The sequence below is a fragment of the Streptomyces sp. NPDC004126 genome (assembly GCF_050275515.1).
Classification (GTDB): Bacteria; Actinomycetota; Actinomycetes; order Streptomycetales; family Streptomycetaceae; genus Streptomyces.
Window position 1 is genome coordinate 157698 of the sequence record NZ_JBNNPF010000011.1, and the last position, 24064, is coordinate 181761.

Here is a 24064-nt window from a genome sequence, read left to right on the forward strand (position 1 = left end):
GGGGCGGGGGCGGTGCGGGCGGGGAAGGGGCCGAGGCGTCCCGCTGCCCGTCGGCGCGGGAGCGTCGCCACGGCCGCCGGCGCCAAGGGGTCACCGGCCGTCGACCTCGCTGCCCTCGCCCGGGGCACTGCCGGTGACGTCGCCGCCCGCGGCGAACGCCCCGTCGCCCTCGGCCGTCACCGGACCGGCCGCAGCGGCACCGGCACCGGCGCCCCGCGCCGGAGCGGCGGGCCGCCCGGTGACCTTGCTGTTCCTGCCCGGGGCGCTGCCGGTGACGTCGCCGCCGACGGCCACCGCGCCCCGCCCGTGGGCCCGCACGCCGGCCGCGCCGGCCGCGCCGGCCGCGTCAGCCGCGGGCCGCAGCGCCACGACCGACCACGCCAGACCCACGAGCCCGGCCACCGCCCCGGCCACGCTCGCGACCCGGTCCCCGGTGTCGAGGTCGACCAGCACCGCGACCAGCACCAGCGCCACCGCGCACGCGGCGCAGAGCATCGCCGCGATCCGCACCAGGACCCGGGACGCACCCGACGACCCCACCATCTCCGGCCCCCTCGCCGCCTCGCCCCCCGCCGCCTCCTGCCCCTGGCGGAAAGCATCCTCGCAGCCCGCGCCGGATGTCGAGGGGACCGGCAGAAGTACGTCGTCCGCGCCGCCCGATACCGTTCAACAACCGTATGGTCAACGGATTGTGACGATCCCTCACCCCATGTACTTTCGGGGTGGCCGCGGAGCACGAGCCGTCCGGGGGAGCGATGAAGATCGGCCTTGTCCTGCCTCTCGCCGAGTACCCGTCGGGGCAGCCTTCGTACGCGGAGATCAGATCGCTGGCCCTCCAGGCGGAGGAGTCGGGCTTCGACTCGGTGTGGGTCTTCGACCACCTCCTGTTCCGGGGGGCGGACGGGGCGAGCGAGGGCATCTGGGAGTCCTGGACCGTCCTGGCGGCCCTGGCCGAGGCCACCGATCGGGTCGAACTCGGCTCGTTCGTGATGTGCACGGCGTTCCGCAACCCCGCCGTACTGGCCAAGATGGCCGTGACCCTCGACGAGGTCAGCCGGGGCCGGCTCATCCTCGGCCTGGGCGTCGGCTGGCACCAGCCCGAGTTCGAGGCCTTCGGCGTCCCCTTCGAGAACCGGGTGGACCGGTTCGAGGAAGCGCTGCAGATCATCGTCGGGCTGCTGCGGACCGGGCGCGTCGACTTCACCGGCAGCCACCACTGGGCGCGCGCCGGCGAACTGCGCCCCCGCGGGCCCCGGCCCGGCGGCCCGCCCGTCCTGGTCGGCGCGAACCGGCCGCGGGTGATGGGGCTGGCGGCGCGCTACGCGGACCTGTGGAACTCCTGTTGGTTCGGCTCTCCCTCCGGTGCCGTGGAGGTCCTGGCCAGGGTGCGGGAGAGCTGCCTGAAGGAAGGGCGCGACCCGGCGACGCTGGGCATCACGCTCGGCGTCAACGTCAGCGTCGAGGGGGAGGACGGCCGCGGCGAGCAGGCGCCTTTGGGCGTCGACGTCCTGACCGGACCGCCGGGAGCGGTGGCCCGGGAGTTGCGCCGGTACGAGGCGCTCGGTGTCTCCCACCTCGTCCTCAACCTCAATCCGCATCACGGGGAAGCCCAGAGCCGCCTCGGCGCGGCCGTGCGGCTGTACCGAGCCGGAGTCCGGCCGACCACGGAAAAGGTGGACCAATGACGTGGACCGTCGACGAATCACGGGTGCGGCCCTTCCTGTCGGCCGCCGAACGGCGCGATGTCAGCGGCATGCTGAGAGGGGCGCCGCAGCGGGGCCGGACCTTCTCGGAGACGGAGGAGGCGGACGCGGGTCCCGATCCCGTGGTGCCCGAGGCGCGCAAGAGGTGGAAGGACAGCAAGGACTTCAAGGACTACAAGGACATCAAGGACGGTAAGGACGGCAAGGACGGAAAGGAGTCCAAGGACGTCAAGGACGGCAAGGAAACCAAGGACATCAAGGACTACAAGGACAGCAAGGACAGCAAGGACTACAAGGATTCGAAGGACAGCAAGGACAGCAAGGACTACAAAGACTCGAAGGACAGCAAAGACGGGAAGGACGGGAAGGACGGCAAGGACGGGTTCGACGGGGCCATGACCCCGCCTGGCCCCGGCACCTTCGTCGACCGGTCACCCGGGTCCGCCGCCGGGGTCGACGACCCCGGCCGGGCGGGCACCGGCATGCGGAACGCGTCACCGGCCCCGGCGGGACGGCTCACGGAGGAGCAGGAGGTCGCGGCGGAGCTGCGGGACTCTCGGATCAACCGACTGCTGAGGAGGCGCGGTGTCGTCATCTGAGGTGCCCCACGCCGAGTTCTCCGGACTGGTCATCGTCGCCGACCCCGAGGACCAGGTGGCGGTCGAAGTGCGGGACTTCGTCCGGGAGAGCGGGCACGAGGCGGCCGTCCTCGACGTGTTCGACGCCGCGCAGATGTTCACCGTGACCGTCGACGAGGACACGGCCGTCGTCGAGCCGGCCTTGCCGATGGTGCTCCGACTGCCCGCGCCGCCCCTGCTCAGGATCAGCTTCGACGCCGAGTTCCAGCTCAACGAGTGTCTGGCGCACCTGTGGGCCGTCGCCGCCCTCACTCCGGCACCCGTGATCAACCGTCCGGCACCGGGCGCCCTGGGCAGCAGCGTCTCCGCCTCCGCGGCCCTGACAGAACTCCGGGCCGGACTGCCCGCAGGCTCGGTGGAGGTGTTCTCCTCCCGGCCGCCGGAACCCGACGGCCCGCCGGCAGCGGGCGGGGCGGGGGAGCACGGGGACGGCGCCCAGTGGTGGGTGCAGGACCTGGGCTCGTGGACCACACGGCCCTGGCCCGAGCAGCCGGCCGGCACCGGCCCCTACCGCGCGCGCTGGTCGGACCCCGAGCCCCTGTTCGAGAACGTGGTGGTCCTCGGGGACCACGCCTGGCCCTGCAGCGCCGTCGAACTCGACGGGCTGCGCCTGGAGGAACGCAGCAGCGAGGTCGTGGCGCGACTCGGACTCCTACTGGCCTCCGTGGTCTGGCGGATATCTCCGGACCTCACCAGCGCGCAGCCCGTCCTCGTCGAGCCGTTTCCCGACGTGGAACAACTGCGCATGGTCTGGCTGGGCCTCGGCCCCCGACTGCTGAAGGTGCTCTTCCCGTGATCTACACCGTCGGACTCGCCTCCGAAAGCACCATCGCGCACTTCACCGACGCCGCCGACGCGGCCGGAGTCCACGTCGAGACCGTCGACCTGAGCGAGGCGGTGCAGCACGACGACTGGTGGCTGGCCATCGGCGGGCCCCGTCCCGCACGGCTCGGCGAGCACACCCTCGACCCCGAAGGCTCGTACTACTGCCGGATCAGCGACCTGTCGTCCCTCGCCGAGGACCGGGAGCAGGCACTGCGCTGGCGCTGGCTCACCACCGCCCTCACGGCCTGGCTCGACCAGATACCCGGTCTGGTCGTCAACCGCCCCTCCATCCGGTCCGACAACGGCTCCAAGCCGCTCCACGAACGGTCACTGGCCCGGGCCGGCTTCAGGGTTCCGCCCGCCGTCACCGGCTCCTCGCCGCAACGGCTGCGGGCCTTCGCCGAGGCCGGGCCGACCATCGTGAAGGCGGTGTCCGGGGTACGGGCCGACAGCCGGCTCCTGCGGCCCGGCGAGCTGGCCGACTTCGACCCCTGGCAGGGACCGGTCCACCTGCAGCGCTACGTCCGGGGCCTGGACGTCCGCGCCCATGTCGTCGGCGACCGGGTGCACTCCGAGGTGATCTGCTCCGGCGCGGCGGACTACCGTACCGACCCCGACGCGGTGTTCACCCCGTACGAGCTGCCCGGACCGCTCGCCGAACAGGTGGTCCGGCACACCGCGGAGCTGGGCATGACCCTCGCGGGCTGGGACTTCAAGGTCGCCGACGACGGCACCCACTGGTGCCTGGAGGTCAACCCGATGCCGGCGTACGACTGGTACGACCGGCGGCTGGGCGGTGACATCACCGCATCGCTCCTCGCGCTGCTCCAGGGGAGGCATCCGTGATCGACAGGCTGACCGTACTCACCGAACCCGACAGCGAAGCGCTCCGCGAGACCGTGCACGGCCTGCGCGAGCACTGGATCCCGCGCGGCGCCGACCCCGCCTCCTTCTTCACCCTGGGCACACCCAGCTACCTCGACCTCGCCGAGGGCCCGGACACCGGCGAGTACCGGAAACGGGCCGACACCTCCAGGCCGCTCCTGTGGGAGGCCTTCGGCGGGCTGTACGAGCGGCTCGCCGACCTCCTCGAAGGACATCTCGGCGCCCCCGTCCACTACCCCGGACACCTGGCCATGCCCGGATTCCACGTGTGGCTGTCCGCCGCCGTGTTCACCAAGCCCAAGGCTCCCGTCCACTTCGACATGCAGTACCGGGCCTTCGACTGGCCCCCCGGGACCGACCTGACCCGGCTGCTGTCCTTCACCCTGCCCGTGCGGCTGCCCGCGGCCGGCGGAGGCCTGAACATCTGGGACGCCGACTACGAGGACTTCCGGCGGGCCGCCGGCAAGGGCTGGATCGAGAGCGCCTCCGACCTCAAGCGCTTCCACACCAAGCAGTACGTCCCCTACACGCCCGGCCAGATGGTGATCCACTCCGGCCACACCCTCCACCAGGTCGCCCCGAGCAGCCGCGTGGAACCCGACGACGAGAGGCTCACCCTCCAGGGACACGGAGTCTGGTGCGACGGACGCTGGCTCCTGTACTGGTGACCGGCGGCCGCAGGGTCCGTAGGATGCGCTCGTGGCTGAGTTCGACGAGGTCAAGACGACGTTCTGGGGCGAGGGCCGGTATGGGGTTCAGCCGCCGTTGACCGACGCTGCCGTTCAGGACGCCGAGCGGCAGCTCGGTGTCCGTCTGCCGGCTTCGCTGCTGGAGATCCTGCGGGTCCAGAACGGCGGTGTGGTGTCCCAGCGATGGAACGCGTTCCCGACCGACGTGCCGACGTCGTGGAGCGAGGACCACGTTCCGCTCGACGAGATGATGGGCATCGGCCGTGCCGAGGGCCGGCTGTCCTTGCTGGACACGACGTACCTGGTCGAGGAGTGGGGTCTGCCTTCGCCCCTGGTACTGCTGTCCGGTGACGGCCACTGCTGGATCGCTCTCGACTACCGGGCCTGCGGAGAGCACGGAGAGCCGTCCCTGATCTGGCTCGACGTGGACGACGGCACGCAGCTCCTGCTGGCCGCGGACTTCCAGACGTTCGCCGAGCGGCTGAGGGCGGCCGCGCCGCTCGATCTCGATCACACGGACGGCAAATGAACCAGCACCGCCTCTCAGCCGAGCGGATCGCAGACCCGCTCGCACCGCCGCTGCGCGACAAGCTGCTCGCGCAGGTCGCGAAGGACGTCCTGGCCACAGGCAGCTAGATGCACGAACCCAGCACCGCAAGCCGCCCGTGCCCGCGACCTCATCACCGCAGCCGGGCCCCGAGCCGAAGCCGCATGTCTCCGGCCGCACGACGGACATCCTCTGACAGGGCCTCGACTTCCAGCACCCCGAGGAGCACCATCAGCGCCCGTGCCTCGTCCTCGGCCAGCAGCCGCAGGCGCGGCTCGGGCACACTGTCCAGCAGCGAATCCAACAGGTCCAGCACACCGTCATCCATGCCGGGACAACGCGGCAGGCCAGCCGGAGTCACCGGCCCGCAAGGGTCACCCCTGTGGCGGAGGCGGCACCTGCCGCGCCCACCGCCACGGCCGCACCGGCCATCCGTTCGCCAGGCGTTCCGTGCTCCCCGAGGCACGTTGAGAGCGCGGACGCGGCCCTCGAAGAACGCCTCCCGACCCGCCGAGGCGAAGATCCTTCTCCGCACTGTCGAGGGTGCCGGAGCGGCTCCCGGTCAGACCGCGATCGGCAGCTCCTCGATCCAGCAGGCGACTGACTTCGCAGTGATCACGGCTTGTGCTTCCTCGGCGTCGGCTCTGGTCAGGAAGACACCCGCTCCGGTGACATCGGGTCCCTCGGGGCGGATCACCCGTGTCATGACCACGCAGACGTGGCGGTGACGCTCTCGGCGGATCGTGACGTGGGCGGCGTCGGCGGCCTTGCGCAGGTCGGCCGCGTCCAGCCCGCAGCTCTCGACGTCTTCGGCGATCACGTGCAGCGACGCGACGACGGTCTCCCTCCACCGCCCGTGGCCGGAGCCGCCCACCGGGCCCAAGCAGGGCCCGGCGACCGCCTGGATCTGGAGGCCGGTGAGGCCCTGCTGAAAGGCGTTGGCGGGCCGCTCGACGACGTGGAGTTCCACGGGACTTCCTTCCGGGCTGTGAGGACTTGGAGGGGGCGGGGCGGCAGTCTGCTGGTCAGGCCTTGCGGTTGCGGGGGCGGCCGCTGAGCTCCAGCACGACACCGAGCTGCGAGGGCCGCATCGCGGCGGCGATGCCGGTGGCCCGGCGGTTGGCGTGCGGGCTGGTGGCGTCGGCCGCCGCGATGTGACGCTCGCGGGACAGCGTCAGGTGGGTGACGAGCCGACTCGGCAGGCCGGTGGAAGCGAGGGGCTCGGCCGCACAGGGCGGGAGCACATCCCCGCGCACCCTCACCGCTGTCCCGAGTCACCCGCACGCCCTCGCCCCGGGCCCTGTCGCTGGTCCTACCGCCGCTCACCAGCCATCGGGTGCGCTGCCCACCCACGTGACGGGCCGACCTTGTACGGCCGTGGCGTGGGGCCTGGTCATCGCCGGGGCCGCGGGTATGTTCGCCACGAGCCCCGGCCGCGACTGCCCCCCCTGCGACCGCGTCCCCTCCACGCCGAGTTCACCGAGCCGGCCTTGCTGCTCTTGGCGCGTCCGGTTTGATTTCTCTCGCGCCGATGGCGATGCCGATGCCGATGCCGGGGACGGGGTGCTGTGGTCAGGTGAGGATGGGCAGGATGATGGCCTGGGTGTCGGTGATCTGTCCGTTGTTGTCGATCCAGACGTAGCCTTCGCGGTTGTCCTCTTCGGATTCGATGGTGGGGTATCCGCCCATGACCAGGAGTTTCCTGCCTTCGGGGCAGGTGCACACGGCTTCGACGACGACGTCGATGTCGGTCCGGTCGAACTTGAGCATCTGCGCTACCTTCGCGACGGCGCCGGGGGTGGCGAGGAAGTTCTTGGTGTCGTCGTTGCTGCCTGCTACGAACTTGGTGCACTTGAATTTGGCCATGGGGCTGTTCCTTCCGTGAGCGGGGGAGCCGGTCGGCCATGCCTGGTGCGGGGCAGGTCCGGCCCGGACGGGGGTGCGTCCAGAGCGGATCTTTCTCGCCCTGATGCCTGGGTGCAACGCCCTTGGGCTGGAGTGGCCCGATCGTGTGCCGGTCGTCTGATCTTCGACGTCTCACCCCGGACATCCGTTGGTGAGTCCCGAGAACCGGCCTCCTGGGCCACCTGCAGGCCTCAGTTCGCCCAGTCGATTCCGAGCCCGGCGCGTGCGGCGGGCTGTGCCGGGCGGAGCCGGTCGCGGCGCTGCTTCCGGTTGGCGAGCCACACCCCGGTCCGGTGCTCGGTCCCGTGCGGGAGGCGCTCGACGTGCCGACGGCGGGGCAGGCCGCCGCCTTCCCGCTCGATGTACTGCGTCAGGGCTCGGAGGCCGGTCCGGAAGGCTTCTGCGCCGCGCCCGGCCTGCCGGCCGTGCCGGTCTTCGCGGCCGCGGTACGGGCCCGTACGACCCTCGCCGGGGTGATGCCGAGCGCACGGAGCCGGGCCTGCTGCTCGGCGTTCAGCAGCGCCCGGTTCCGTCGTTGGGTGGCGACCCAGCGGCCCACGTCTTCGCCGACCAGGTTCACCTTCCGCGCCACGCCGTAGGTCGTGCCGCCGAGGATGCCGGCCGCGTGGGTGCCCTGGCCGTTGCAGTCGCCGCCGCTACGGCCGTCGCCGACCGCGTCGAAGCCGCGGACGACACGGCCGCCGAGGTCGGGGTGGCCGTAGTCGATGCCGGTGCCGAGGACGTATGCGGTCACGCCCTGGCCGCTGCCGTGGGCGCTGAAGTTGTTGTCGAGGGGCAGGGCACGCTGGTCGATCCGGTCCAGCCCCCAGTTCCCCAGCCACTGGCAGTCGGTTCCACGTTGGGCCTGCTCGCCGCTTGCTGGTAGCCCTGGCCGCGACCACCACAGCCTCGGTCTTCCCTGCTGCCTTCCCTTCGCCCAACCGCCCCGGCCCTCTGCGACCGCGCCCTGGCCCTGACGCGGGACCGGTCAGGGCATCCGGGGACACGGCGGCCGCCGCGGGCCCATGGTCTGGGCGAGTCCGGCTGTGGGTACCGCCTCGGCGATGTCGCCGGGCTCCACATATCCTTCCCGGCCCGTCTTGGGGGTCAGGAGCCAGATCATGCCGCCCTCGGCCATGGCCCCGGTCGCGTCGACCAGGGTGTCGAGGAGGTCTCCGTCCTCGGCGCGCCACCACACGAGCACGCAGTCGGCGTTCTCGGCGTCGTTTTCGCCGAGCAGCTCGGATCCGGCTCGCTCCTCGACTGCTGCTCGGAATTCGTCGTCGGAGCCATGCGGCTTCCTCCATTCGGACACGCTTAACGCTTCGCCGTAGTCAAGAAGCTACAGAGAGTCCTGACCACTGGCGGGGGTCTCGGAGAACGGCTCCGCCCGGAGTTCCGGGGCCAGGTCCTGGACGCCGGGCTGCTGGTGTCCGGGTCCGACCCGGCGGGTCCGGCCGGGCGGTTTCAGTGGAAGCCGAGCATGCCGGGGGTGTCGATGCCGATGGCGAGGATGCCGGGCGGGTAGCGGTGTTCGTCGTCGGTGAGGAGGATGGGCATGCCGTCGGTGCCGGTGCGGCGCAGGGCGGTGTAGAGGGCGTGGCAGGTGTCCATGCCGCCGTACCCGTCGCGGAACATCGTCCCGACCGCGGGCGCGTCGATCTGCCCGAACGTCTCCACGTCCGTGCACGGATACCCCAGCACGGCTCGGGCGGCGCCCGCACGGTCGGCTTCCGCCTGCGCCAGGCACAGGGCCGGCACCAGCAGCCGGTCGCCGCCGGCGGTCACGTTCACCGCGAGCGCGTTCAAAGCCTTGTGCCCGTCGGCGAGGGCGGTCACGGCACTCGTGTCGAGGATGATCACGCAGCGTCCCGCCCCGGCAGCGCGAGGACCTTCTCCGCGGCGATCCGCCGCAGGTTCCCCAGCACGTCCAGGGAGGCGAACTCCTCGTCGCTGATGTCGACGCCGATCACCTCACGCGCGTGGGCCCGCGCGGCGGACACCTGCTCGGCCCGCTGCGCGGCGGTCGGCTCGCCTGCGGCCAGGGCGTCGACGAGCTGCCCGATGCTCAGTCCCCGCTCGTCGGCGAGCTGGGCGAGGTGGTCCCGGGTCTGCTTGGTCACCTGGATCGTCGTATTCGCCATAGAGCCACCATAGCGTTCCTATGGCATGTGGGAAATCTGGTGGGCCAAGGTCCTGCCGGCCGATACCGGGCCCTGACAGCGGTCAGGCGGGCGCCGTCGTCGGGGAGCTGCGCAAGGTAGACGTCCGGTGCCCGGACGGTGCGGGCCGCCGGCGGACGAGGCGCGCGCGGAAGCATCGTCGTGCCCGGCGGCCCAGGACACCTGCCGACCCATGGCCGAGGCACGCTTCGCGACCGGCATCGAACCGCCGGGCCACCGGGGAACCCGTTGTAGGCCGGCGTGTTCGTGAGCTGGACCATCGCTGGGCGGCTGACACCCACTCGTGCCAGTCGGCGCTGGGCGCCTGATGACCGCGGTGATCCGCGGAAGCATCCGGTTCCCACAGAAGGCCGCTGGAAAGCCTGCTCTCTTCCCCCAGCCCGCGACCCACCGGGGCCGACTCGACCCCCGCACCATTCCCGCGGTCCTGCCCGAGCGCTGGACCGCCCCGCTCGACGAGCGCGACGCACCGAGACGGCAACTGCGGCGGGACGCGGCGATCCGGCTCGTCCAGATGGCCACCGGCTGTTCCCGACGCTCCGCCGCTCTCTACCTCCGTATCCCTATGGGATTGCTGCACGCTGCCACCGTCATCGTCCACCCCTGGCAGCAGGAACCAGGCAATGCTTTGGCGTACCAGAGCGCCCTCCACCGCGTCGCCGAGATTGCCATCGCCGAAGGCCAAAGCGACGGTGAGAGCGTCCCGGCCGGGTGACAGCACTCCTGGATGGGCGAGGCTTTGAGCGTCGAACACCGACGACGCCCGTAGGCGCCCGGCTCCGAGCCTGGAGTGGATACGGCAAGGGGACCGGGGGCCTCCTCCCGCCAACGCGTCATCCCGAAGGCTGACTCAAGGCTCCCCCATGCAGACGGCGGTACCACCTCGGGGATGACGACCGGCCGCCGGGGACCGAAGAGGCTGATGCCATGACAGCGATCGTAGGACCTCGCCCGACCACGACTGCGCACGGCACCGAACGGCCGGTCCCGCCATGGGCTTCCATCACCGCGCATGCGATCCCGTTGCTGCTGCTGCCCCAGTGCTTGTGGCGGTTGCCATTCGCCTTCGGCTTTGAGATGGGGCTGGACGTGGACGGGGCGATACCGTCGTTGTGGGTGTCCGTCCCCTATGTCTTCGGGCTCAGCTTGATCACGGAGGGGTTGGCACTGCTGTCCTTCGGATTGGTGCGGGGATGGGGCGAGGTCGCCCCCGCATGGCTACCGTTCATCGGAGGGAAGCGGATCGCTCCCTCTGCGGCGATCATCCCCGCCACCCTCGGCGGCCTGGGCGCGACCGTGTTCTGGGCACCCGTGCTGCTGAGCTGGTTCGGTGTGGGTGACGCCGCCCCGTTCAGCAGTGACGGCTGGCGGACACTGGCCCACCTCTGCATCGCCCCCGGGATGCTGTGGGGCCCGCTCGTACTGGTGCTGACCTACGCCTACTACACGCGCCGCCGCCCTGCCAAACACCATGGGCACAGTGGCGGTTCAGTGGCTGCCTGAAAACACGTCACGAGGTCCGGACAGGCGTCACGGCGACGCCTGTCCGGACCTCGTCGAGTGCTGGACCGCGTCGGTGCCACATTGGTGCCGCGGAGTCGGGTGTCAGCGGATGGCGACGATCAGTGCCTCCCGGGTGGCTGATCAGGCGTGAAGCGTGACGGTCACGATTCGCCCGGGCCACCTGCCACCGGCCCTGACCGCACGCCCTATCCGCGCGAGCGCTCGGTCCACGTCAGCAGGGGCGGAGCATCGGGCGGTGTCAGTGGTGCTGCTCCAACAGGACGGCGAAGCCGTCGAGGATGCGCTGCAGGCCGAACTCGAACAGGGCGTCCAGATCGAAGTCGTACCCGGTCTGGGTAAGCCTTGACAGGACCGGGAAGTCGCCGGTGGCCAGGATCTCTTCGAATGTGGATTCTTGACTGTCCATCCACTCCTCGCTGTCAAGTCCGCTGAGCGCCTCCGCGTCCGCCTCCAGCTCGACGCTGACCGCGGTGCCCCGGATGTAGTTGAAGAGGGTGAGGTGCGCGGTCATGACCGTCGGAACGTCGAGACCGCGGCCATCCAGGGCGGCGAGCGCCCATTCGGTGTAGGGGACCGCACCGGCGACCGGCTGCGGGCGGGTCACCGACAGGGCCGGCGCCAGCCACGGGTGCCGGCGGAACATCGCCCACAGCAACCGAGCCACGAGTTCGAGCCGCTCCCGCCAGCCCTCCGGTGGATCTGCGGGCAGTGGCGAGTCGCAGAAGGCCCGGTCCATCATCTGTACCAGCAGGTCGTCCTTGTCGGCCACATGCCGGTACAGCGACATGGTCGCCACGCCCAGTTCGGCCGCCACCCTTCGCATCGAAACCGCAGCGAGCCCTTCCCGGTCGGCTACCTCGACGGCCACGGCGACGATCCGTTCAGGCGCGAGTGCGGCTTCCGATGCGTTCCTTCGCCGCCTACGCGCTGCCCGCTCCCCGGTATCGGCGGGCGTTGCGACGACGGTACCGACGCCCGGCACGGCGCGGACCAGGCCCGCCTGCCGGAGTTCGGTGAGGACCCGGGTGGCGGTCGCCATCGCGACGCCCCACTGCCGGGTGATCTCACGGGTCGATGGCACCCGGTCGCCCGGCGCCAGCTCGCCCGATTCGATGCGCTGTCGCAGTTCCGCGACGATCTGGCTGAAGCGCGGCACGACCTGCTTGTCCACGAATTCCCCTCCGCACTAGTGCACCTATGGCGGTTGCCCACCTTAGCCGCAGTGCGCCAGATAGCCCCCGACTCCTCATCCGCACTAGTGCAGTGGATTGCCAACTCCCCTGACTGAACAAGGATTTGACGGCTTGCAGCGCATCTGCGTGCGCCGTATATTCCGATGCTGTGCAGAACACCAAGATACTCATCTCTGGCGGCGGCATCGCGGGACCCGCCCTTGCGTACTGGCTACGCAAGGCAGGCTTCACGCCGTACGTCGTCGAGCGCGCGCCGGCTCCCAGGCCGGGTGGTCAGACCGTGGACCTGCGCGGCGCCGGCCGTACCGTGATCACCCGGATGGGCCTGATGGATCGGGCCCGGGCAGTGACTGTCGACCAGCGCGGCCTCGCCCTGGTCAACGCCTCCGGCCAGATCACCGCCCGGATACCCGCGGACAGCTTCGGCGGCGAGGGCATCGTCTCCGAGATCGAGATCCTCCGCGGCGACCTCGCCGACCTCCTCTACGGGGCGACCCGCCACGACACCGAGTACCTGTTCGACGACACCATCACCGCGCTCGACCAGGACGAGGACGGAGTCACCGTCACCTTCGAGAAGGCCGCCCCGCGCCGGTTCGCCCTGGTCGTCGGCGCGGACGGACCGCACTCAGTGGTGCGCGCGCTGGCCTTCGGCCCGGAGCCCGACCACGTCCGCCCGCTGGGCCTCTACCACGCCTGGTTCACCGCCGCCGGCACCATGGAGCTGGACGGCTGGTTCCAGATGTACAACGCACCCGGCGGGCTCGTCGCCAGCGCCCGGCCGGGCCGCCTGCCCGGCGAGATCAAGGCCGGACTCAGTTTCCGCTCGACACCGATCCCGTACGACCGCCGCGACAGCGCCGCGCAGCGGGAGCTGCTGGCCCGGCGCTTCGCCGGCGTCGGATGGGAGGTCCCGAAACTGCTGCGGGCGATGCACACCGCGTCCGACTTCCACTTCGACTCGATGGGCCAGGTACACCTCGACACCTGGTCGCGCGGCCGCACCGTACTGCTCGGTGACGCCGCATACTGCGCGACGCCGCTCACCGGCCTGGGCACCAGCCTGGCCCTGGTCGGCGCCTACGTACTGGCCGGTGAACTGGCCGCCGCCGGCGGTGACCACCGCGCCGCCTTCCGGAACTACGACCACGTCATGCGCCCCTACGTCGACCAAGCGCAGGAACTGCCGCCGGGCGGCGCAAAGGGATTCGCACCGTCCAGCGCCCTGGCCATCCGCCTACGGGCCGCCTCGATGCGCTCGATGACCCGATGGCCCATGCGGAACCTGCTGGCCGCGCAGTTCGCCAAGGCCTCGAACATCGCCCTGCCCGACTACGGCCATCTGCCCCCGCACCAGCGCTCGCACGGCTGAGAGGCCGCAGGCGGGCCGGGTCCCAGCGGGGCCACTGGGGCAGCTGCGACGGAGCAGGTGACGATCACCTACGAAGACATCACCGCCGAGTAGCGATCGTTTCTGCCCGGCGGAACATGTCCGGAGCCCCATGCCCGTGCCGGGGCGCGCCCGTGGCGGAGCGGTGTCTTCCTCAGCCCAGGAGCCCGGCGGCTTCCCGGCGGGCCTGCTCCAGCCAGGAGGCGCGCTCCTCGGCGGTGGAGTCGCTGACGGTGCGGAAAACCGTCCGGCGCACGTCGCGCACTCCGACGTACGGCAGGACGCACGCCGACCAGATGCTTTGCAGCGGGTCGCCGAACTCGCTCTCCTCCCGTCCGGCAGGAGTGTCGGAGGTGTTCAGCACGAGGGCCTTCCCCGCAGTGAGGAGTCCGGCGGGTTCGCCTTCCGCGGCTCCCAGTTTGTACGCCACCCCCGGCACGAGCACCCGCTGCACCCAGCCCGTGAGGACCGCGGGCGGCATGCCCCACCAGTTCGGGTGGATGAACACCAGCGCGTCCAGCGCGGCCACCTCCGCCCGGTGGAGGGCCACCCGCGCGTCCTGCGCGTCCGCCGCCGACTCGACCGTGTCCGTCTCGGCGCCGGAGAGCAGGGGCGGGAAGCCCTCGGCGTAGAGGTCGTGCGCCGACACCGCCGCTCCCCGCTCGCGCAGTTCCCGCACGACGGCGTCGAACACCGCGTGGTTGAAGCTCCCCGGCCGCGGATGAGCCACATACACCCCGATACGCACCTGTCCCCCAGCTGGTTCGACCCGACGAGCGTCCTGCGCCATTGTCCCCCAGCGGTCAGTCCGCCGGCCGGCCCCCGTCGGACCGACGTGCCCGGGCCGCCTCACCCGATCGCCCCGGCATTCGGGCGGACGTCCACTCCACCGGCGGACTCGGGCGGCGGGCGGGTGGACGACACGCAGGACCTGGCGCGCCTGTGCGAAGTCGCCCACGTCGGACGCCTGAACGCCGAAGAGGCCGGCATGGTCGGGGCGCTGCTCGGCCTGCCCGCCCGGGCCGTCGCCGAGATTCCCGGCCTTGCCCCCGGCGCTCGGGGGTGCGCGGCTTCCCGGGAGCGAGGGCTCATGCCTGGCGGATCGCGTGCCCCAGATACGTCACCAGCGGGGCTGTCCCGGGTTCGAGCACCATCTCGACCAGCTCCGGCAGCTGTTCATCGGTCAGCGTGCCGCGCCGGCGCCCGCGCGCCGCCCGCACGAGGCTCCGAACGTCGCGCGGCTTGAACGCCGTGACGTCCTGCGGGGCCAGACCCACCCGCTCGAGCGCCTCGGCGAGTTCTGCGGGGCGGCGCAGCCGGTGTGCGGCGTAGCGGCCACGGGGCATGATCCGTGTGGCCGGCACGGTCTGGAAGGCGCCCAGGTAGACGAGGCGGGACACGGGGGTGCGGTTGACCGTGTCGTAGGCGAAGACCCCGCCGGGACGCAGTACCCGGGCCGCCTCCGCGAGGACCGCGTCCGGCCGTTCGGTGATTTCGAGGGTGTCGGCGCAGTACAGGAGGTCGAAGGAGCCGCCCGGAAGGCCGAGTTCCTCCGCGGGTGCCGTCACGTAGGTGATGCCGAGGCCGTGGTCCGCCTCCCGGGCGAGGGCCGTGGCGGCGCGGGACGGGTCGACGGCGGTGACCTCGCAGCCGAGCCGGGCCAGGCCCCGGGCCAGCACGCCGCGCCCGCTCCCGACGACGAGTACCCGGCTTCCGGCCGCTGCGACACCAGCCTGCGGGAGCACGCTCCGCAGGTACTCGAGGCGGACGGACTGGAAGGTCACGGCCCGGATGTGACGGCCGTCCGCGGCCGAGGGGCCGGCTTCGTCGAGTGCGATGTGCGGGGTGGTGGCCATGGCGGACTCCCTCGACAGGTAGCGGTTGGGTTCCCTGAGTAAACCTAGCATCGTCGAGTTTCCTCAGGGAACCCGACGGCGCTACGATCGGTTCGTGACCCGTACCCCGCTCTCTGGCGTCGCGTGCTCGATCGCCCGCGCGGCCGATCTCTTCGGCGACGCGTGGACGGCCTTGATCATGCGAGACGTCCTCCTCGGCATCCGCCGGTTCGACGAGCTGGCGCAGGACCTGGGCCTGTCCCGCAAGACCCTCGCCGCGCGCCTGGCCCGACTGGTCGAGGAGGGTGTCGTCACGCGCGAGCGCTACCAGGCCTCCCCGCCGCGCGAGGAGTACGTGGCCACGGAGAAGGGCCGGGAACTCTACCCCGTCCTGCTGGCGTTGATGGCCTGGGGCGACAAGTGGTACGCGGAACCGGCGGGGCCCCCGGCGCGGGTCCGCCACGACGCCTGCGGGCACCTGGCCACCCCGCTCGTGACCTGCGACGCCTGCCGGGAGCCCCTCACGGTGGCCGGCACGACCCAGCTGCCCGGCCCCGGCGGCCGGGTGGGGCCGGGCACGCTGCTGCTCGGACCGCTGATCGCCGCGCGCGGCGGGGAGGGGGGACCGGGGCCGGCTCCCGGCCGGCCGTCGACCCCCGGGTGATCCCGCGCGCGATCCACCGGCTGGCCGGGGCCTTCCCCGGTTCCTCCCCGGCGCGGCACGCCCCCAGCTACGCCGCCCGGTTCGCCTAGCGCCCGGCGCCGGACCGCCGCAGGACCAGCAGGATCAGCAGCGCGAAGGCGGCGAACGCGGCGCCGCTGCGGGCCAGGTCAGCGGTCCAGGGTCCCGGCATGGTCCACGGGCGCCGAGGTGACGGCCCATTTCTTGATCCGGCCGTTGACGGGGATGTCGTCCAGCCGGGTTGTCCCGAAGGACGCCGGCGCCGGCAGCCCGCCCCGCCGGCCGGCCACCGCGGCGTGCGGGCCTCAGGAGCCGTCCGGCCGGACCATCCTGCGACCCGCGGTGCTCCCGCCGTCCACCGCGATCGAGGCGCCCGTCATGTAGGGGAAGTCGTCGGACGCGAGGCCGAGCACCGCCCGCGCGATCTCCTCGGCATCGGCCATCCGTTCGAGACCGTCGACGTTGAGCGGACCCCACGCCTGCTTGTACTTCAACCAGTCCGCGTCCGGAATGCCAGGCGGTCGCACGAAAGCGGTGTCAGTGGTGCCGGGCAACAGGGCGTTGACCCTGATCCCCTTCGGCCCGTACGCGAGGGCCGCCGACTTCACCAGCCCCTGCACCGCCCGCTTGCTCGCGGTGTACGCGGCGCTGTTCGGCCGCGCCTGGTCGGCCGCTGACGACGAGGTGCAGATGATGACGCCGCGCTGGGCCCTCAGCATGTGCGGGATCTCGTACTTGACTGCGAGGAACGTGCCCCGGGCGTTGGTCGCCTGGACGTCGTCCCATTCTTCGACGCTCATCTCGTGGGGCAGTTTGCCGCTGCCGATGCCGGCGTTGTTGAAGGCCACGTCGATGCCGCCGTAGCGGCTCGCGACCCCGTCCACGAAGGCGCGCACCTGCGCCTCCACCCGGACGTCCGCCTGGATGTAGGTCGCTTCGCCGCCCGCGTCCCGGATCTCCCGTTCCACCTGGCGCCCCAGGTCGCTCCGTCTGCCGCAGAAGCCCACGTGGGCCCCCTCGGCCGCGAACGCCTTCGCGGCCGCCCTGCCGATGCCCGACGTGGCACCGGTGACGAGGACCGACTTCCCCTGGAAGCGGCCGGTCCTGCCGCGGGAGCTCGACGGGGCGGCGGCCGCGCGGGCGGTGGTGCCGAAGGCCGCGCCGCCCATGCCCAGAGCGGCCGCACCGCCGAGGAGGGAACGCCGCCCCAGCAGCGCGGACCGCGCTTCGGTGCCGGTACCCGTGTCCGTGTTCTCGTCCATGGCCGTATCCATGGCCGTATCCATGGCCGTATCCGTATCCGTATCCATGGCGATCACGCTCGCAGCCCGCACCGTGCCCCCGGCTCCCCCCGCGGGACGGACATCGCGGCCGGTGGGAGGAGGCGGCCTCCTCCCACGGCAGGACCCCCGGCCCGCGGACGAGCACTTATCGTGAGCGGTGTGAACCGACCTTGGATCGAGCCCGCGTTCGACAGGAGATTCGCCACCTTACGGATCCTGGCGCTCGCCGGAGTCCTGGTCGGATACTCCCTGCTGCTCCAACGGCCCTCCGGGGCCCAGGACTGGAGCCTGGCAGCGGCCGGGCTGGTGCTGTGCCTGGTCGCGGGCAGATGGGTGTTCGCCGCGCTCCTGGCGCAGTCGGGCCTGCTCGCCGTCGCACACGCGGTGGGCTCGGGCACCGTCTCCCCGCTGAAGGTCCTCGCCGCGGTCACCCTCTTCGAGCTGGCCGTACAGACGTCCGGGCGCCGCCTCGCCGCCGGGACCGCGGTACTGGCCCTCGCCGTCGCCGTGAACCGCTTCGGGGAACTGCCCGCCGGCTTCCTCCCGGTGCTCTACAAGATGGGCATCGTCGCCGGCACGCCGCTGCTCCTGGGCGCATACGTACGCGTGACCCGCGACGCCGCACTGCACGCGCGGGAGTACGCGACGCAGCAGGAACTCCGGGCCGAACAAAGGCTGCGGGACGCCCGCGCGGCGGAGCGCACCACCATCGCCCGCGAACTGCACGACCTCGTCGCCCACCACGTCTCCTCCATGGTGCTGCGCGTCGGTGTCGCCCGGCACGTCACCGCCACGACCGGCACCCCCACCGACCCGCGCATCACCGAAGTCCTGGACGATCTGCACGCCAGTGCCGGAGCGGCCCTGACGGACCTGCGCCGCCTGGTGGCCGTCCTGCGCGCCCAGCACCGGAACGGTCCCGACACCGGCTCCCTGGCCGCGCCCGGGGCGCTGCCGGCCGCGCTGGAATCGGTGGTGGAGCACAGCCGCCGTACCGGCCTGGCCGTGACCGTTTCCGTCGACCCCCGTACCGCGCGGCTCGACGCGGTGCGCGGCCTCGCCGTCCTCCGCCTGGCGCAGGAGGGCCTGGCCAACGCAGCCAAGCACGGCGGGCCCGGCACACAGGCCGAACTGGACGTCCGGGTCACCGACGACGTCGTCCGCGTGACGATCCGCGACGACGGGTCCGGGAAGGCCCGTACACCCGCCCCCGGCCCTTCCGGACACGGCTTGATCGGCATGCGGGAACGCGTGGACCTGCTCGGCGGCCGCCTGGACGCCGGCCCCACAGCCGAGGGCTGGCTGCTCGCAGCCGAACTTCCCGCCCTCGTAGGAAACTTGGAGACCAGGCAGTGATCCGCATCCTCGTGGTCGACGACCAGCAGCTTGTCCGCATGGGACTGCGCATGCTCTTCGAGCAGGCGCAGGACACGAAGGTCCTGGGCGAGGCGGACAGCGGCGCGGAGGCCGTGCGGCTGGCCGGACACCTCGTTCCCGACGTCGTCCTCATGGACCTGCGGATGCCCGGCATGGACGGCATCACCGCCACCCGCCGCATCCTGGACGCCCGACCCGCCACCCGGGTCGTCGCCCTCACCACGTTCGACGACGACGACCACCTGTACCCCGCGCTCGCGGCCGGAGCCTGCGGGTTCCTCGTCAAGGACACCCCGCCGGCCGAAATCCTGGAAGCCGTACGCCGGGCCGCCGACGGCCAGGCCCCCTTCAGCCGGGACGTACTCGACCGCCTCGTGCTCCAGGCCCTCCACACCCGCTCCGCTCCGGACACCCGGACGGACACCCGGGTACCGGCGCTCACCCCGCGCGAACGGGAGGTGCTCGGCTTGCTCGGCGTCGGCCTCTCCAACAAGGAGATCGCCGACCGGCTGCACCTGGGGGTCACCACGGTCAAGACGCACGTGGCCAGCCTCATGGCGAAGACGGGCCGGGACAACCGCATCCGGCTCGCGGTCCTCGCCGTCCTCACCGGCATCACTCCGGACTGACGACCGTCGCGGCCCCGGGCGACCGGGACGGGTCCGGCGCGGGAGCAACCCCGTCGGTCAAGCGGGGGTGGCACGTTCGTTGGGTGTGTCGTCGGCCGAGGAGTATCCGCAGGTCGCGGCGGTGTGATGCCGCGCGGCTGTGCGCAGCGCTGCGATGACGGCCGTGGTCGTCGGGTTCTCGGTTTCCGTTTGACGGGTCGCGGCGAACAGGAGGCGCTGGATCGGGTGGTCCTCGATGGGCGCGGTTTGGATTCCGGGTGTGGCCGGGTCGATGGCTGTCCGGGGGATGAGCGCGGTCGCGAGGCCGGCTCGTGCGAGGGTGAGCTGGGCGGCGATGTCGGCGGTGATGTAGTGCGTCGTGGGTGTGAAGCCGGCCTGGCGGCAGGCGTGCAGGATGGCCTGTCCGCAGTCCGTGGTCGCCGGCGGCATGGCAAGGCTGTGCGTGGCCAGTTCGCGCAGGGCGACGGGCCGTTCGTCGGCTCGGCCGGCTGCGGTGACGACGAGCAGCGGATCGTCCAGCAGCGGCGAGACCGCGATGTCCCGGGGCGGGGTGTCGGGAAGGTGGTGATACCGCTGCCCCAGCACCACGTCGACGGCGCCGAGGGTGAGCTCCCGCAGTTGCGCCTGGTCGGTGACGAGACAGGTCACGGTGAGCTGCGGCTGCTGTGAGCCCAGCTCGTTGAGTGCGGGGGCCACGATCCGGGCGACGGTCGACGGCAACGCGGCGAGCGTGACTGTGGTCCCGACCGTGCCTTTGACCGCCGCGACGGCGCTTTCGGCCTCCTGCACGGCGGCGAGGATCCGGTCGGCGTGTTCAAGGAGCACCCGGCCCGCCTCCGTCAGCGCCACGGTTCGCCCGTCGGGGCGCAGCAGATCGACTCCCACGTCACGTCGCAGCGCGGACAGCTGCTGGGAAACGGCACCGGCGGAGAGTCCCAGGGCCTGGGCGGCTGCGGCGATGGAACCGCGGGCGGCGACGGTTTTGAGCATGTACAGACGGCGGATATCCAACATGACTCGATAGATTACCTAAATGGTTTCATCAGAAAACATCCCCTTGACCTATCGGGTCATGGTGGGCGACCTTCAGCGCATGGAGATCTTCGACTGCATCGCCGCGGTTGCCCGGCCCATCCACGATTTCGGTGACGAGTTCATGTCCGACGAGACGACCGCCACTGTGGGGCTGCGTGCGGGGTTCTCACCCGGGCGCGGCTTCTACTGCCGCGGCCGGTTCGGAGTGCTCGGCGAGGCACCGGTCCCGGTGGTCCAAGCGGTACAGGGCTTCCTCGGTCCCAACCTGGTCACCGCGGGCTGGCTGGCGGGGCGGGCCGTGATGCCTGCGGAGGACGCCGTCGCCTGTTACGCACAGGCCGTCCGGGCATGGGGGCACGCCAACATCCCCGCCTACGTCGACGTGGAGCACTTCAACCACTTGGCCCAGCAGCTGATCGACGCCGCTGACGCCGACGCCCTGCCCCTGTTCGCGGGCTGGCGTGCGCAGCCCTGCCCCGCCGACGACCCCGTCGGGGCGGCCATGCAGCGCATCCACGTACTGCGAGAGCACCGGGGTGCCTGCCATCTGGCGGCGGTGCGCCTGTCCGGGCTGACCGCCCAGATGGCAATGGTCATCAACCTCGGCGTCGAGCAGGCGACCCACTACGGCTGGCAAGAGCCACATCCCGTCGCCGCAACCCTGATCCCCCGATGGCAGCGCGCCGAGCAGCTCACCGACGAGCTGCAGGCGCCGCTCTACACCACGCTGACCGACCGGCAACGCACCGAATTCGCCCAGCTCGTCAACGCCTTGACCGCCTCTCCCACCTCATGACCGGACGTCGAGAACACCAACAGGAGCACGAGGCCCAGCCGACCGTCACCACTTGTCCACGCCGAGGGCCGGCATGGCCGTCGCCGCAGCGACCGGCGTCATGTACCTCGACGCCGTGGGCATCCCCGTCAAGCCCACCCGCGACGACGCGATCGCCCTCAAGGACCTGCTCCTGGACCCCGCCTGTACCGCCGGGAGGATCGCGGATCTGCTGCGGACCTGGCCCACGGTGACCTGACGCACGCACAAGGGCCCCAGCGTTGGGGGCGCCGCAGGGTGACAGGGCAGGCCGGCAGCCTCGTTCGCGCCGGTCTGCTCCTTTACCCCGGCGGGGCGCCCGAGCTCCCCGACATCCACCCGGACCAGGTAGCCGCCCTCCGACATCGCCGGGACCTGCCGGTCCTCCTTGAACGGGACGTTCCCCTCGGCCCGGACGAGGCCCCGTCGGCTTGCGGTCCGCCGAGCTGACTTCGATCACATCGCCGGTCGCCTCGGTTGGCTGCGCCCGGGTCAGCTCGGTGGAGATCGACTACAAGCGGCAGGGCGGCGGTCGTGGGGTGGCTGCTCGCGCATGGCAAGGCCAGGGGGTGCGACCACGCTGGGTGATCAATCGGGTGCTTCAGGGGGCATTGACCTTGAGTCAGAATGGCGGGTCGTCGCTGTAGCCGCCGGCCCAAGAAGCGCGGCCGGCCCTGAGACGGGCGTAGTGCTCGCGCGCCGCGATGTCGGACGCGTTCTCCAGTTCAATCGTGTCGTGGCCCCAGGCCTTCAGCGCGTCTAGGACGCGGTCTCGGTGGCGCCGGGGAGCGCTGCCGGCCAGCAGGAGGCGGGCATGGTGGGCCAGATCGGCCTGGTACCGGGTGAGGAGGGGGTGCTCGATCAGGGGGATAGCGGTGACCAGGGCGGTGTGGCGGACGTCGGCATCGTCATGACCGAGCAGGGGATGAACAGCGGAATAGATCGCCGGGCGTGCGTCACGGAACGCACGCATCTCGTCGTACTCATCGAGGAAGCCCCCGTCGAAGAGGCGTTCGCCGGTGGCGACGCACTCGTCGTCGGCGTCGTAGGCGGTGTCGCCGAGCCAGTCGAGCAGCTGCACAAGGGTCGGGTGGTTCCGGGTCTCGTCGTCGCGGTTGTCGTCGCCCGCCGTGACGGCTGGGTGGTTAAGGATCGCCGCGACGTAGAGAGCCACCGGGACGGTTGCCTCGTAGATGCTGTTCTGGTGAGTCACGGGCTCCAGGGCATCGTGGAGGGCGGACTTCCTGACGGCCGGGTCAGGGTCGGTGAGGAGTATCAGTGCGGCCGGCAGGGCTTCGCCGGTCCCGCAGGCTGTGGCGAGCGAGGCCCAGTCCGTACTGTCCAGCAGTGTCTGAAAGGGAAGGAGCTCGGCGGGGTGAGGCGGCTCGGTCCGTCTGCGGCGCGGGGTCACAGGCTGAGGCTATTGCGCTGGCGAGCCAGCCCTGTGCCCGGGTGTCCGTCGCGGGAGTCGGTGTTGGCCGCGCTCCGCGCTGCGGTGCTGCGCGAGGAGCCGTTCGGGCCGCAGGGCGGGCTCCCGGAGAAGGTCCGGGTCGACCGGGGGCAGGGAGTTCTAGTCGAAGACGGTCGCGGCGGCGTTCGGTGCGCTGGTGGTCGAGGTGGAGGACTTGCCCGCCGACACCCCGCACCTGAAGGGCACGGTCAAGGGCCTGAACCGGGCGGTGGAGTCGATGTTCCTCGCCCCGTTGCCGGGCTACGTACGCCAGCCGCGTTCGGGCCGGCGCCCTGTGCGTCCGAAGGACGAGCTGCTGCTCGGTTGTCGGAGGAGCCTGGCACTATCCGGGATGTGAACGCAATACGTACAACCCCACCGCGGCCGTGCGATATCACCGCGGTGTTTCCGCAGTTGGCACCGCTGGCCCGCACCACGACCCGGCTGCATCCCCGGGCCGGATCGCCGACGCCCTACGACAGCTCGATCGGCGGGCCGCTGCTGTGGCCCTCCTCGCAGCCATGGCCGTACTGCGACAAGTGGCACGAGGGCCCTGTTTCCCCGATGGTGCCCGTGGCCCAGCTGTACGTACGCGACGTGCCCGAGCTGCCGAAGCCCGGACGGGCAGACCTGCTGCAGGTCCTGTGGTGTCCCTCCGAACACCCGCCGTTCTACAAGCCCACGACCAAGCTGGCCTGGCGGACTGCTGCCGACGTCACCGACATCCTCGACACCCCGCCCACCCCGGCCGATCCGCAGTACGGCTACCTGCCGACGCCGTGCGTGATTTCACCGGAGCAGGTCACCGAGTACCCCAACTTCCTGGAACTGAGCGAACAACTACGAGAACAGGTCAACGACTGGAGCACCTGGCGGGCGGCCGGCATCGCGATGGACGATGACTACGAGGAGCCGCAGGAGTACTACTCCGACGAGCTGTCCGAGGCCCCCGGGTGGAAGGTCGGCGGGTGGCCGCCATGGGGCCTGACCGACCCCGCCCCACGGTTCTGCATCAACTGCGGAACCGTGATGGCCCCGCTGCTGACCATCGCCTCGGAGGAGTCCCGCGACTACCGACGCGGTTGGCTTCCGACGGAGGACCAAGGCATCGCCGTGATCGACGACGACCCTGTGCACAACCCGCCCGGCATCCAGGTCTCCAAAAGCAACCATCTGCAGTTCTACCTCTGCAGGACGTGCTCCAACCACACCACCCTGATCCAATAGGCCCGGACCCAGGACTTGTCCGGGACGATCATCTGGTAAAGCGGCTTGGTGACCCTTTGGCCGGGATCGTGGGAGGGGTGGGCGGATCTGTGGAGAGAGACCTGCGGCGTGCGGTCGTCTTGAAGCTTGGCGAACTCGGGCGGAGCGATGACTGGCGTGACCGGGCGGACGCCGGTCACGGCCCGGGCCGCCCTGCCGCTCGCCCCGCAGCTCCTCCTCTCACCGCTCATCGCTCAGAGCCGGCCAGGGG

30 protein-coding genes and 1 pseudogene are annotated in these 24064 nt (G+C 71.4%); 16 read left to right on the forward strand and 15 right to left on the reverse strand.

The features are described 5' to 3' along the window. Positions 1-90: 90 nt before the first annotated feature. Positions 91-543: a hypothetical protein gene (locus ACQKM2_RS13675; protein ID WP_427709294.1), complete on the reverse strand. Its 453-nt coding sequence runs from the start codon at positions 541-543 to the stop codon at positions 91-93. Between the two features lie 212 nt (positions 544-755). Between ACQKM2_RS13675 and ACQKM2_RS13680 the strand changes: the two genes are divergently transcribed. From ACQKM2_RS13680 to ACQKM2_RS13705, 6 genes are read left to right on the forward strand one after another with little or no spacing between them, the layout of a single operon-like run. After that, positions 756-1685 carry an LLM class flavin-dependent oxidoreductase gene (locus tag ACQKM2_RS13680; RefSeq protein WP_427709296.1) on the forward strand — a complete coding sequence of 310 codons (930 nt, stop codon included), beginning with the start codon at positions 756-758 and terminating at the stop codon, positions 1683-1685. Next, positions 1682-2302 carry a hypothetical protein gene (locus ACQKM2_RS13685; protein WP_427709298.1) on the forward strand — a complete coding sequence of 207 codons (621 nt, stop codon included), beginning with the start codon at positions 1682-1684 and terminating at the stop codon, positions 2300-2302. The genes ACQKM2_RS13680 and ACQKM2_RS13685 overlap by 4 nt, the downstream gene beginning before the upstream one ends. After that, positions 2289-3137 (forward strand): hypothetical protein, encoded by an 849-nt coding sequence (locus ACQKM2_RS13690; protein WP_427709299.1) that lies wholly within the window; start codon positions 2289-2291, stop codon positions 3135-3137. Before ACQKM2_RS13685 ends, ACQKM2_RS13690 begins: the two co-directional genes overlap by 14 nt. Beyond that, positions 3134-4012, forward strand: a complete 879-nt coding sequence (locus ACQKM2_RS13695; RefSeq protein ID WP_427709301.1) for an ATP-grasp domain-containing protein — start codon at positions 3134-3136, stop codon at positions 4010-4012. Before ACQKM2_RS13690 ends, ACQKM2_RS13695 begins: the two co-directional genes overlap by 4 nt. Next, entirely contained in the window at positions 4009-4719 is a 711-nt protein-coding gene (locus ACQKM2_RS13700) for a hypothetical protein (RefSeq protein ID WP_427709303.1), read from the forward strand. The genes ACQKM2_RS13695 and ACQKM2_RS13700 overlap by 4 nt, the downstream gene beginning before the upstream one ends. Positions 4720-4750: 31 nt before the next feature. Then, positions 4751-5269, forward strand: a complete 519-nt coding sequence (locus ACQKM2_RS13705) for an SMI1/KNR4 family protein (protein WP_427709305.1) — start codon at positions 4751-4753, stop codon at positions 5267-5269. Positions 5270-5420: 151 nt separating this feature from the next. Here the strand turns inward: ACQKM2_RS13705 and ACQKM2_RS13710 are convergent, their stop codons facing one another. The 8 genes from ACQKM2_RS13710 to ACQKM2_RS13745 all read right to left on the reverse strand — a co-directional run bounded on the left by ACQKM2_RS13710 (position 5421) and on the right by ACQKM2_RS13745 (position 9336). Continuing rightward, entirely contained in the window at positions 5421-5603 is a 183-nt protein-coding gene (locus ACQKM2_RS13710) for a hypothetical protein (RefSeq protein WP_427709307.1), read from the reverse strand. A gap of 246 nt (positions 5604-5849) precedes the next feature. Then, positions 5850-6257 (reverse strand): hypothetical protein, encoded by a 408-nt coding sequence (locus ACQKM2_RS13715; RefSeq protein ID WP_427709308.1) that lies wholly within the window; start codon positions 6255-6257, stop codon positions 5850-5852. A 55-nt stretch (positions 6258-6312) separates the two neighbouring features. Then, positions 6313-6531, reverse strand: a complete 219-nt coding sequence (locus tag ACQKM2_RS13720) for a hypothetical protein (protein ID WP_427709310.1) — start codon at positions 6529-6531, stop codon at positions 6313-6315. Between the two features lie 328 nt (positions 6532-6859). Next, the gene (locus ACQKM2_RS13725) at positions 6860-7153 is read right to left on the reverse strand and encodes a hypothetical protein (RefSeq protein WP_427709312.1); all 294 of its coding nucleotides are present in this window, start codon (positions 7151-7153) and stop codon (positions 6860-6862) included. 409 nt (positions 7154-7562) lie between these two features. Continuing rightward, positions 7563-7946: a hypothetical protein gene (locus tag ACQKM2_RS13730; protein WP_427709314.1), complete on the reverse strand. Its 384-nt coding sequence runs from the start codon at positions 7944-7946 to the stop codon at positions 7563-7565. Between the two features lie 234 nt (positions 7947-8180). After that, the gene (locus ACQKM2_RS13735; protein ID WP_427709316.1) at positions 8181-8507 is read right to left on the reverse strand and encodes a DUF3052 family protein; all 327 of its coding nucleotides are present in this window, start codon (positions 8505-8507) and stop codon (positions 8181-8183) included. A 152-nt stretch (positions 8508-8659) separates the two neighbouring features. Next, positions 8660-9055 carry a hypothetical protein gene (locus tag ACQKM2_RS13740; protein WP_427709317.1) on the reverse strand — a complete coding sequence of 132 codons (396 nt, stop codon included), beginning with the start codon at positions 9053-9055 and terminating at the stop codon, positions 8660-8662. Continuing rightward, the gene (locus ACQKM2_RS13745) at positions 9052-9336 is read right to left on the reverse strand and encodes a hypothetical protein (protein ID WP_427709319.1); all 285 of its coding nucleotides are present in this window, start codon (positions 9334-9336) and stop codon (positions 9052-9054) included. Before ACQKM2_RS13745 ends, ACQKM2_RS13740 begins: the two co-directional genes overlap by 4 nt. 346 nt (positions 9337-9682) lie before the next feature. Here ACQKM2_RS13745 and ACQKM2_RS13750 point away from each other — a divergent pair, with 346 nt between their 5' ends. Next, a complete protein-coding gene (locus ACQKM2_RS13750) occupies positions 9683-10090 on the forward strand; it encodes a hypothetical protein (protein WP_427709320.1) in 408 nt (135 codons plus the stop codon). A 212-nt stretch (positions 10091-10302) separates the two neighbouring features. Further along, positions 10303-10878: a hypothetical protein gene (locus ACQKM2_RS13755; RefSeq protein WP_427709322.1), complete on the forward strand. Its 576-nt coding sequence runs from the start codon at positions 10303-10305 to the stop codon at positions 10876-10878. A 259-nt stretch (positions 10879-11137) separates the two neighbouring features. Here the strand turns inward: ACQKM2_RS13755 and ACQKM2_RS13760 are convergent, their stop codons facing one another. Beyond that, positions 11138-12070: a TetR/AcrR family transcriptional regulator C-terminal domain-containing protein gene (locus ACQKM2_RS13760; protein ID WP_427709324.1), complete on the reverse strand. Its 933-nt coding sequence runs from the start codon at positions 12068-12070 to the stop codon at positions 11138-11140. A gap of 170 nt (positions 12071-12240) precedes the next feature. Between ACQKM2_RS13760 and ACQKM2_RS13765 the strand changes: the two genes are divergently transcribed. After that, the gene (locus ACQKM2_RS13765) at positions 12241-13464 is read left to right on the forward strand and encodes an FAD-dependent monooxygenase (protein WP_427709326.1); all 1224 of its coding nucleotides are present in this window, start codon (positions 12241-12243) and stop codon (positions 13462-13464) included. Positions 13465-13636: 172 nt separating this feature from the next. On the opposite strand, the gene ACQKM2_RS13770 is transcribed toward ACQKM2_RS13765, so the two are convergent. Further along, a complete protein-coding gene (locus tag ACQKM2_RS13770; protein ID WP_427709328.1) occupies positions 13637-14272 on the reverse strand; it encodes an NAD(P)H-dependent oxidoreductase in 636 nt (211 codons plus the stop codon). Between the two features lie 298 nt (positions 14273-14570). Then, entirely contained in the window at positions 14571-15338 is a 768-nt protein-coding gene (locus ACQKM2_RS13775; RefSeq protein ID WP_427709330.1) for a class I SAM-dependent methyltransferase, read from the reverse strand. 94 nt (positions 15339-15432) lie between these two features. Here ACQKM2_RS13775 and ACQKM2_RS13780 point away from each other — a divergent pair, with 94 nt between their 5' ends. After that, on the forward strand, positions 15433-15981 hold the full coding sequence (locus tag ACQKM2_RS13780) for a winged helix-turn-helix transcriptional regulator (protein WP_427709332.1): 549 nt from the start codon (positions 15433-15435) through the stop codon (positions 15979-15981). A 323-nt stretch (positions 15982-16304) separates the two neighbouring features. On the opposite strand, the gene ACQKM2_RS13785 is transcribed toward ACQKM2_RS13780, so the two are convergent. Further along, the gene (locus ACQKM2_RS13785; protein WP_427709334.1) at positions 16305-17261 is read right to left on the reverse strand and encodes an SDR family NAD(P)-dependent oxidoreductase; all 957 of its coding nucleotides are present in this window, start codon (positions 17259-17261) and stop codon (positions 16305-16307) included. A gap of 180 nt (positions 17262-17441) precedes the next feature. Between ACQKM2_RS13785 and ACQKM2_RS13790 the strand changes: the two genes are divergently transcribed. Then, complete coding sequence (locus tag ACQKM2_RS13790) at positions 17442-18638, forward strand: sensor histidine kinase (RefSeq protein WP_427709336.1); 1197 nt, start codon at positions 17442-17444, stop codon at positions 18636-18638. After that, a complete protein-coding gene (locus ACQKM2_RS13795) occupies positions 18635-19288 on the forward strand; it encodes a response regulator (RefSeq protein ID WP_427709338.1) in 654 nt (217 codons plus the stop codon). The genes ACQKM2_RS13790 and ACQKM2_RS13795 overlap by 4 nt, the downstream gene beginning before the upstream one ends. A 57-nt stretch (positions 19289-19345) precedes the next feature. On the opposite strand, the gene ACQKM2_RS13800 is transcribed toward ACQKM2_RS13795, so the two are convergent. Beyond that, the gene (locus ACQKM2_RS13800) at positions 19346-20302 is read right to left on the reverse strand and encodes a LysR substrate-binding domain-containing protein (protein ID WP_427709340.1); all 957 of its coding nucleotides are present in this window, start codon (positions 20300-20302) and stop codon (positions 19346-19348) included. Positions 20303-20321: 19 nt separating this feature from the next. Between ACQKM2_RS13800 and ACQKM2_RS13805 the strand changes: the two genes are divergently transcribed. Further along, positions 20322-21119, forward strand: a complete 798-nt coding sequence (locus tag ACQKM2_RS13805; RefSeq protein ID WP_427709342.1) for a helix-turn-helix domain-containing protein — start codon at positions 20322-20324, stop codon at positions 21117-21119. A 64-nt stretch (positions 21120-21183) separates the two neighbouring features. Beyond that, positions 21184-21357: pseudogene (locus ACQKM2_RS13810) on the forward strand (fic family toxin-antitoxin system, toxin component); the annotation flags it as partial. 402 nt (positions 21358-21759) lie between these two features. Here ACQKM2_RS13810 and ACQKM2_RS13815 read toward each other — a convergent pair. Next, a complete protein-coding gene (locus ACQKM2_RS13815) occupies positions 21760-22548 on the reverse strand; it encodes a hypothetical protein (protein WP_427709344.1) in 789 nt (262 codons plus the stop codon). 196 nt (positions 22549-22744) lie between these two features. On the opposite strand from ACQKM2_RS13815, the gene ACQKM2_RS13820 reads away from it, so the two are divergent. After that, on the forward strand, positions 22745-22945 hold the full coding sequence (locus ACQKM2_RS13820) for a hypothetical protein (protein WP_427709346.1): 201 nt from the start codon (positions 22745-22747) through the stop codon (positions 22943-22945). 44 nt (positions 22946-22989) lie between these two features. Continuing rightward, positions 22990-23814, forward strand: a complete 825-nt coding sequence (locus ACQKM2_RS13825) for a hypothetical protein (protein WP_427709348.1) — start codon at positions 22990-22992, stop codon at positions 23812-23814. Positions 23815-24064 lie beyond the last annotated feature (250 nt).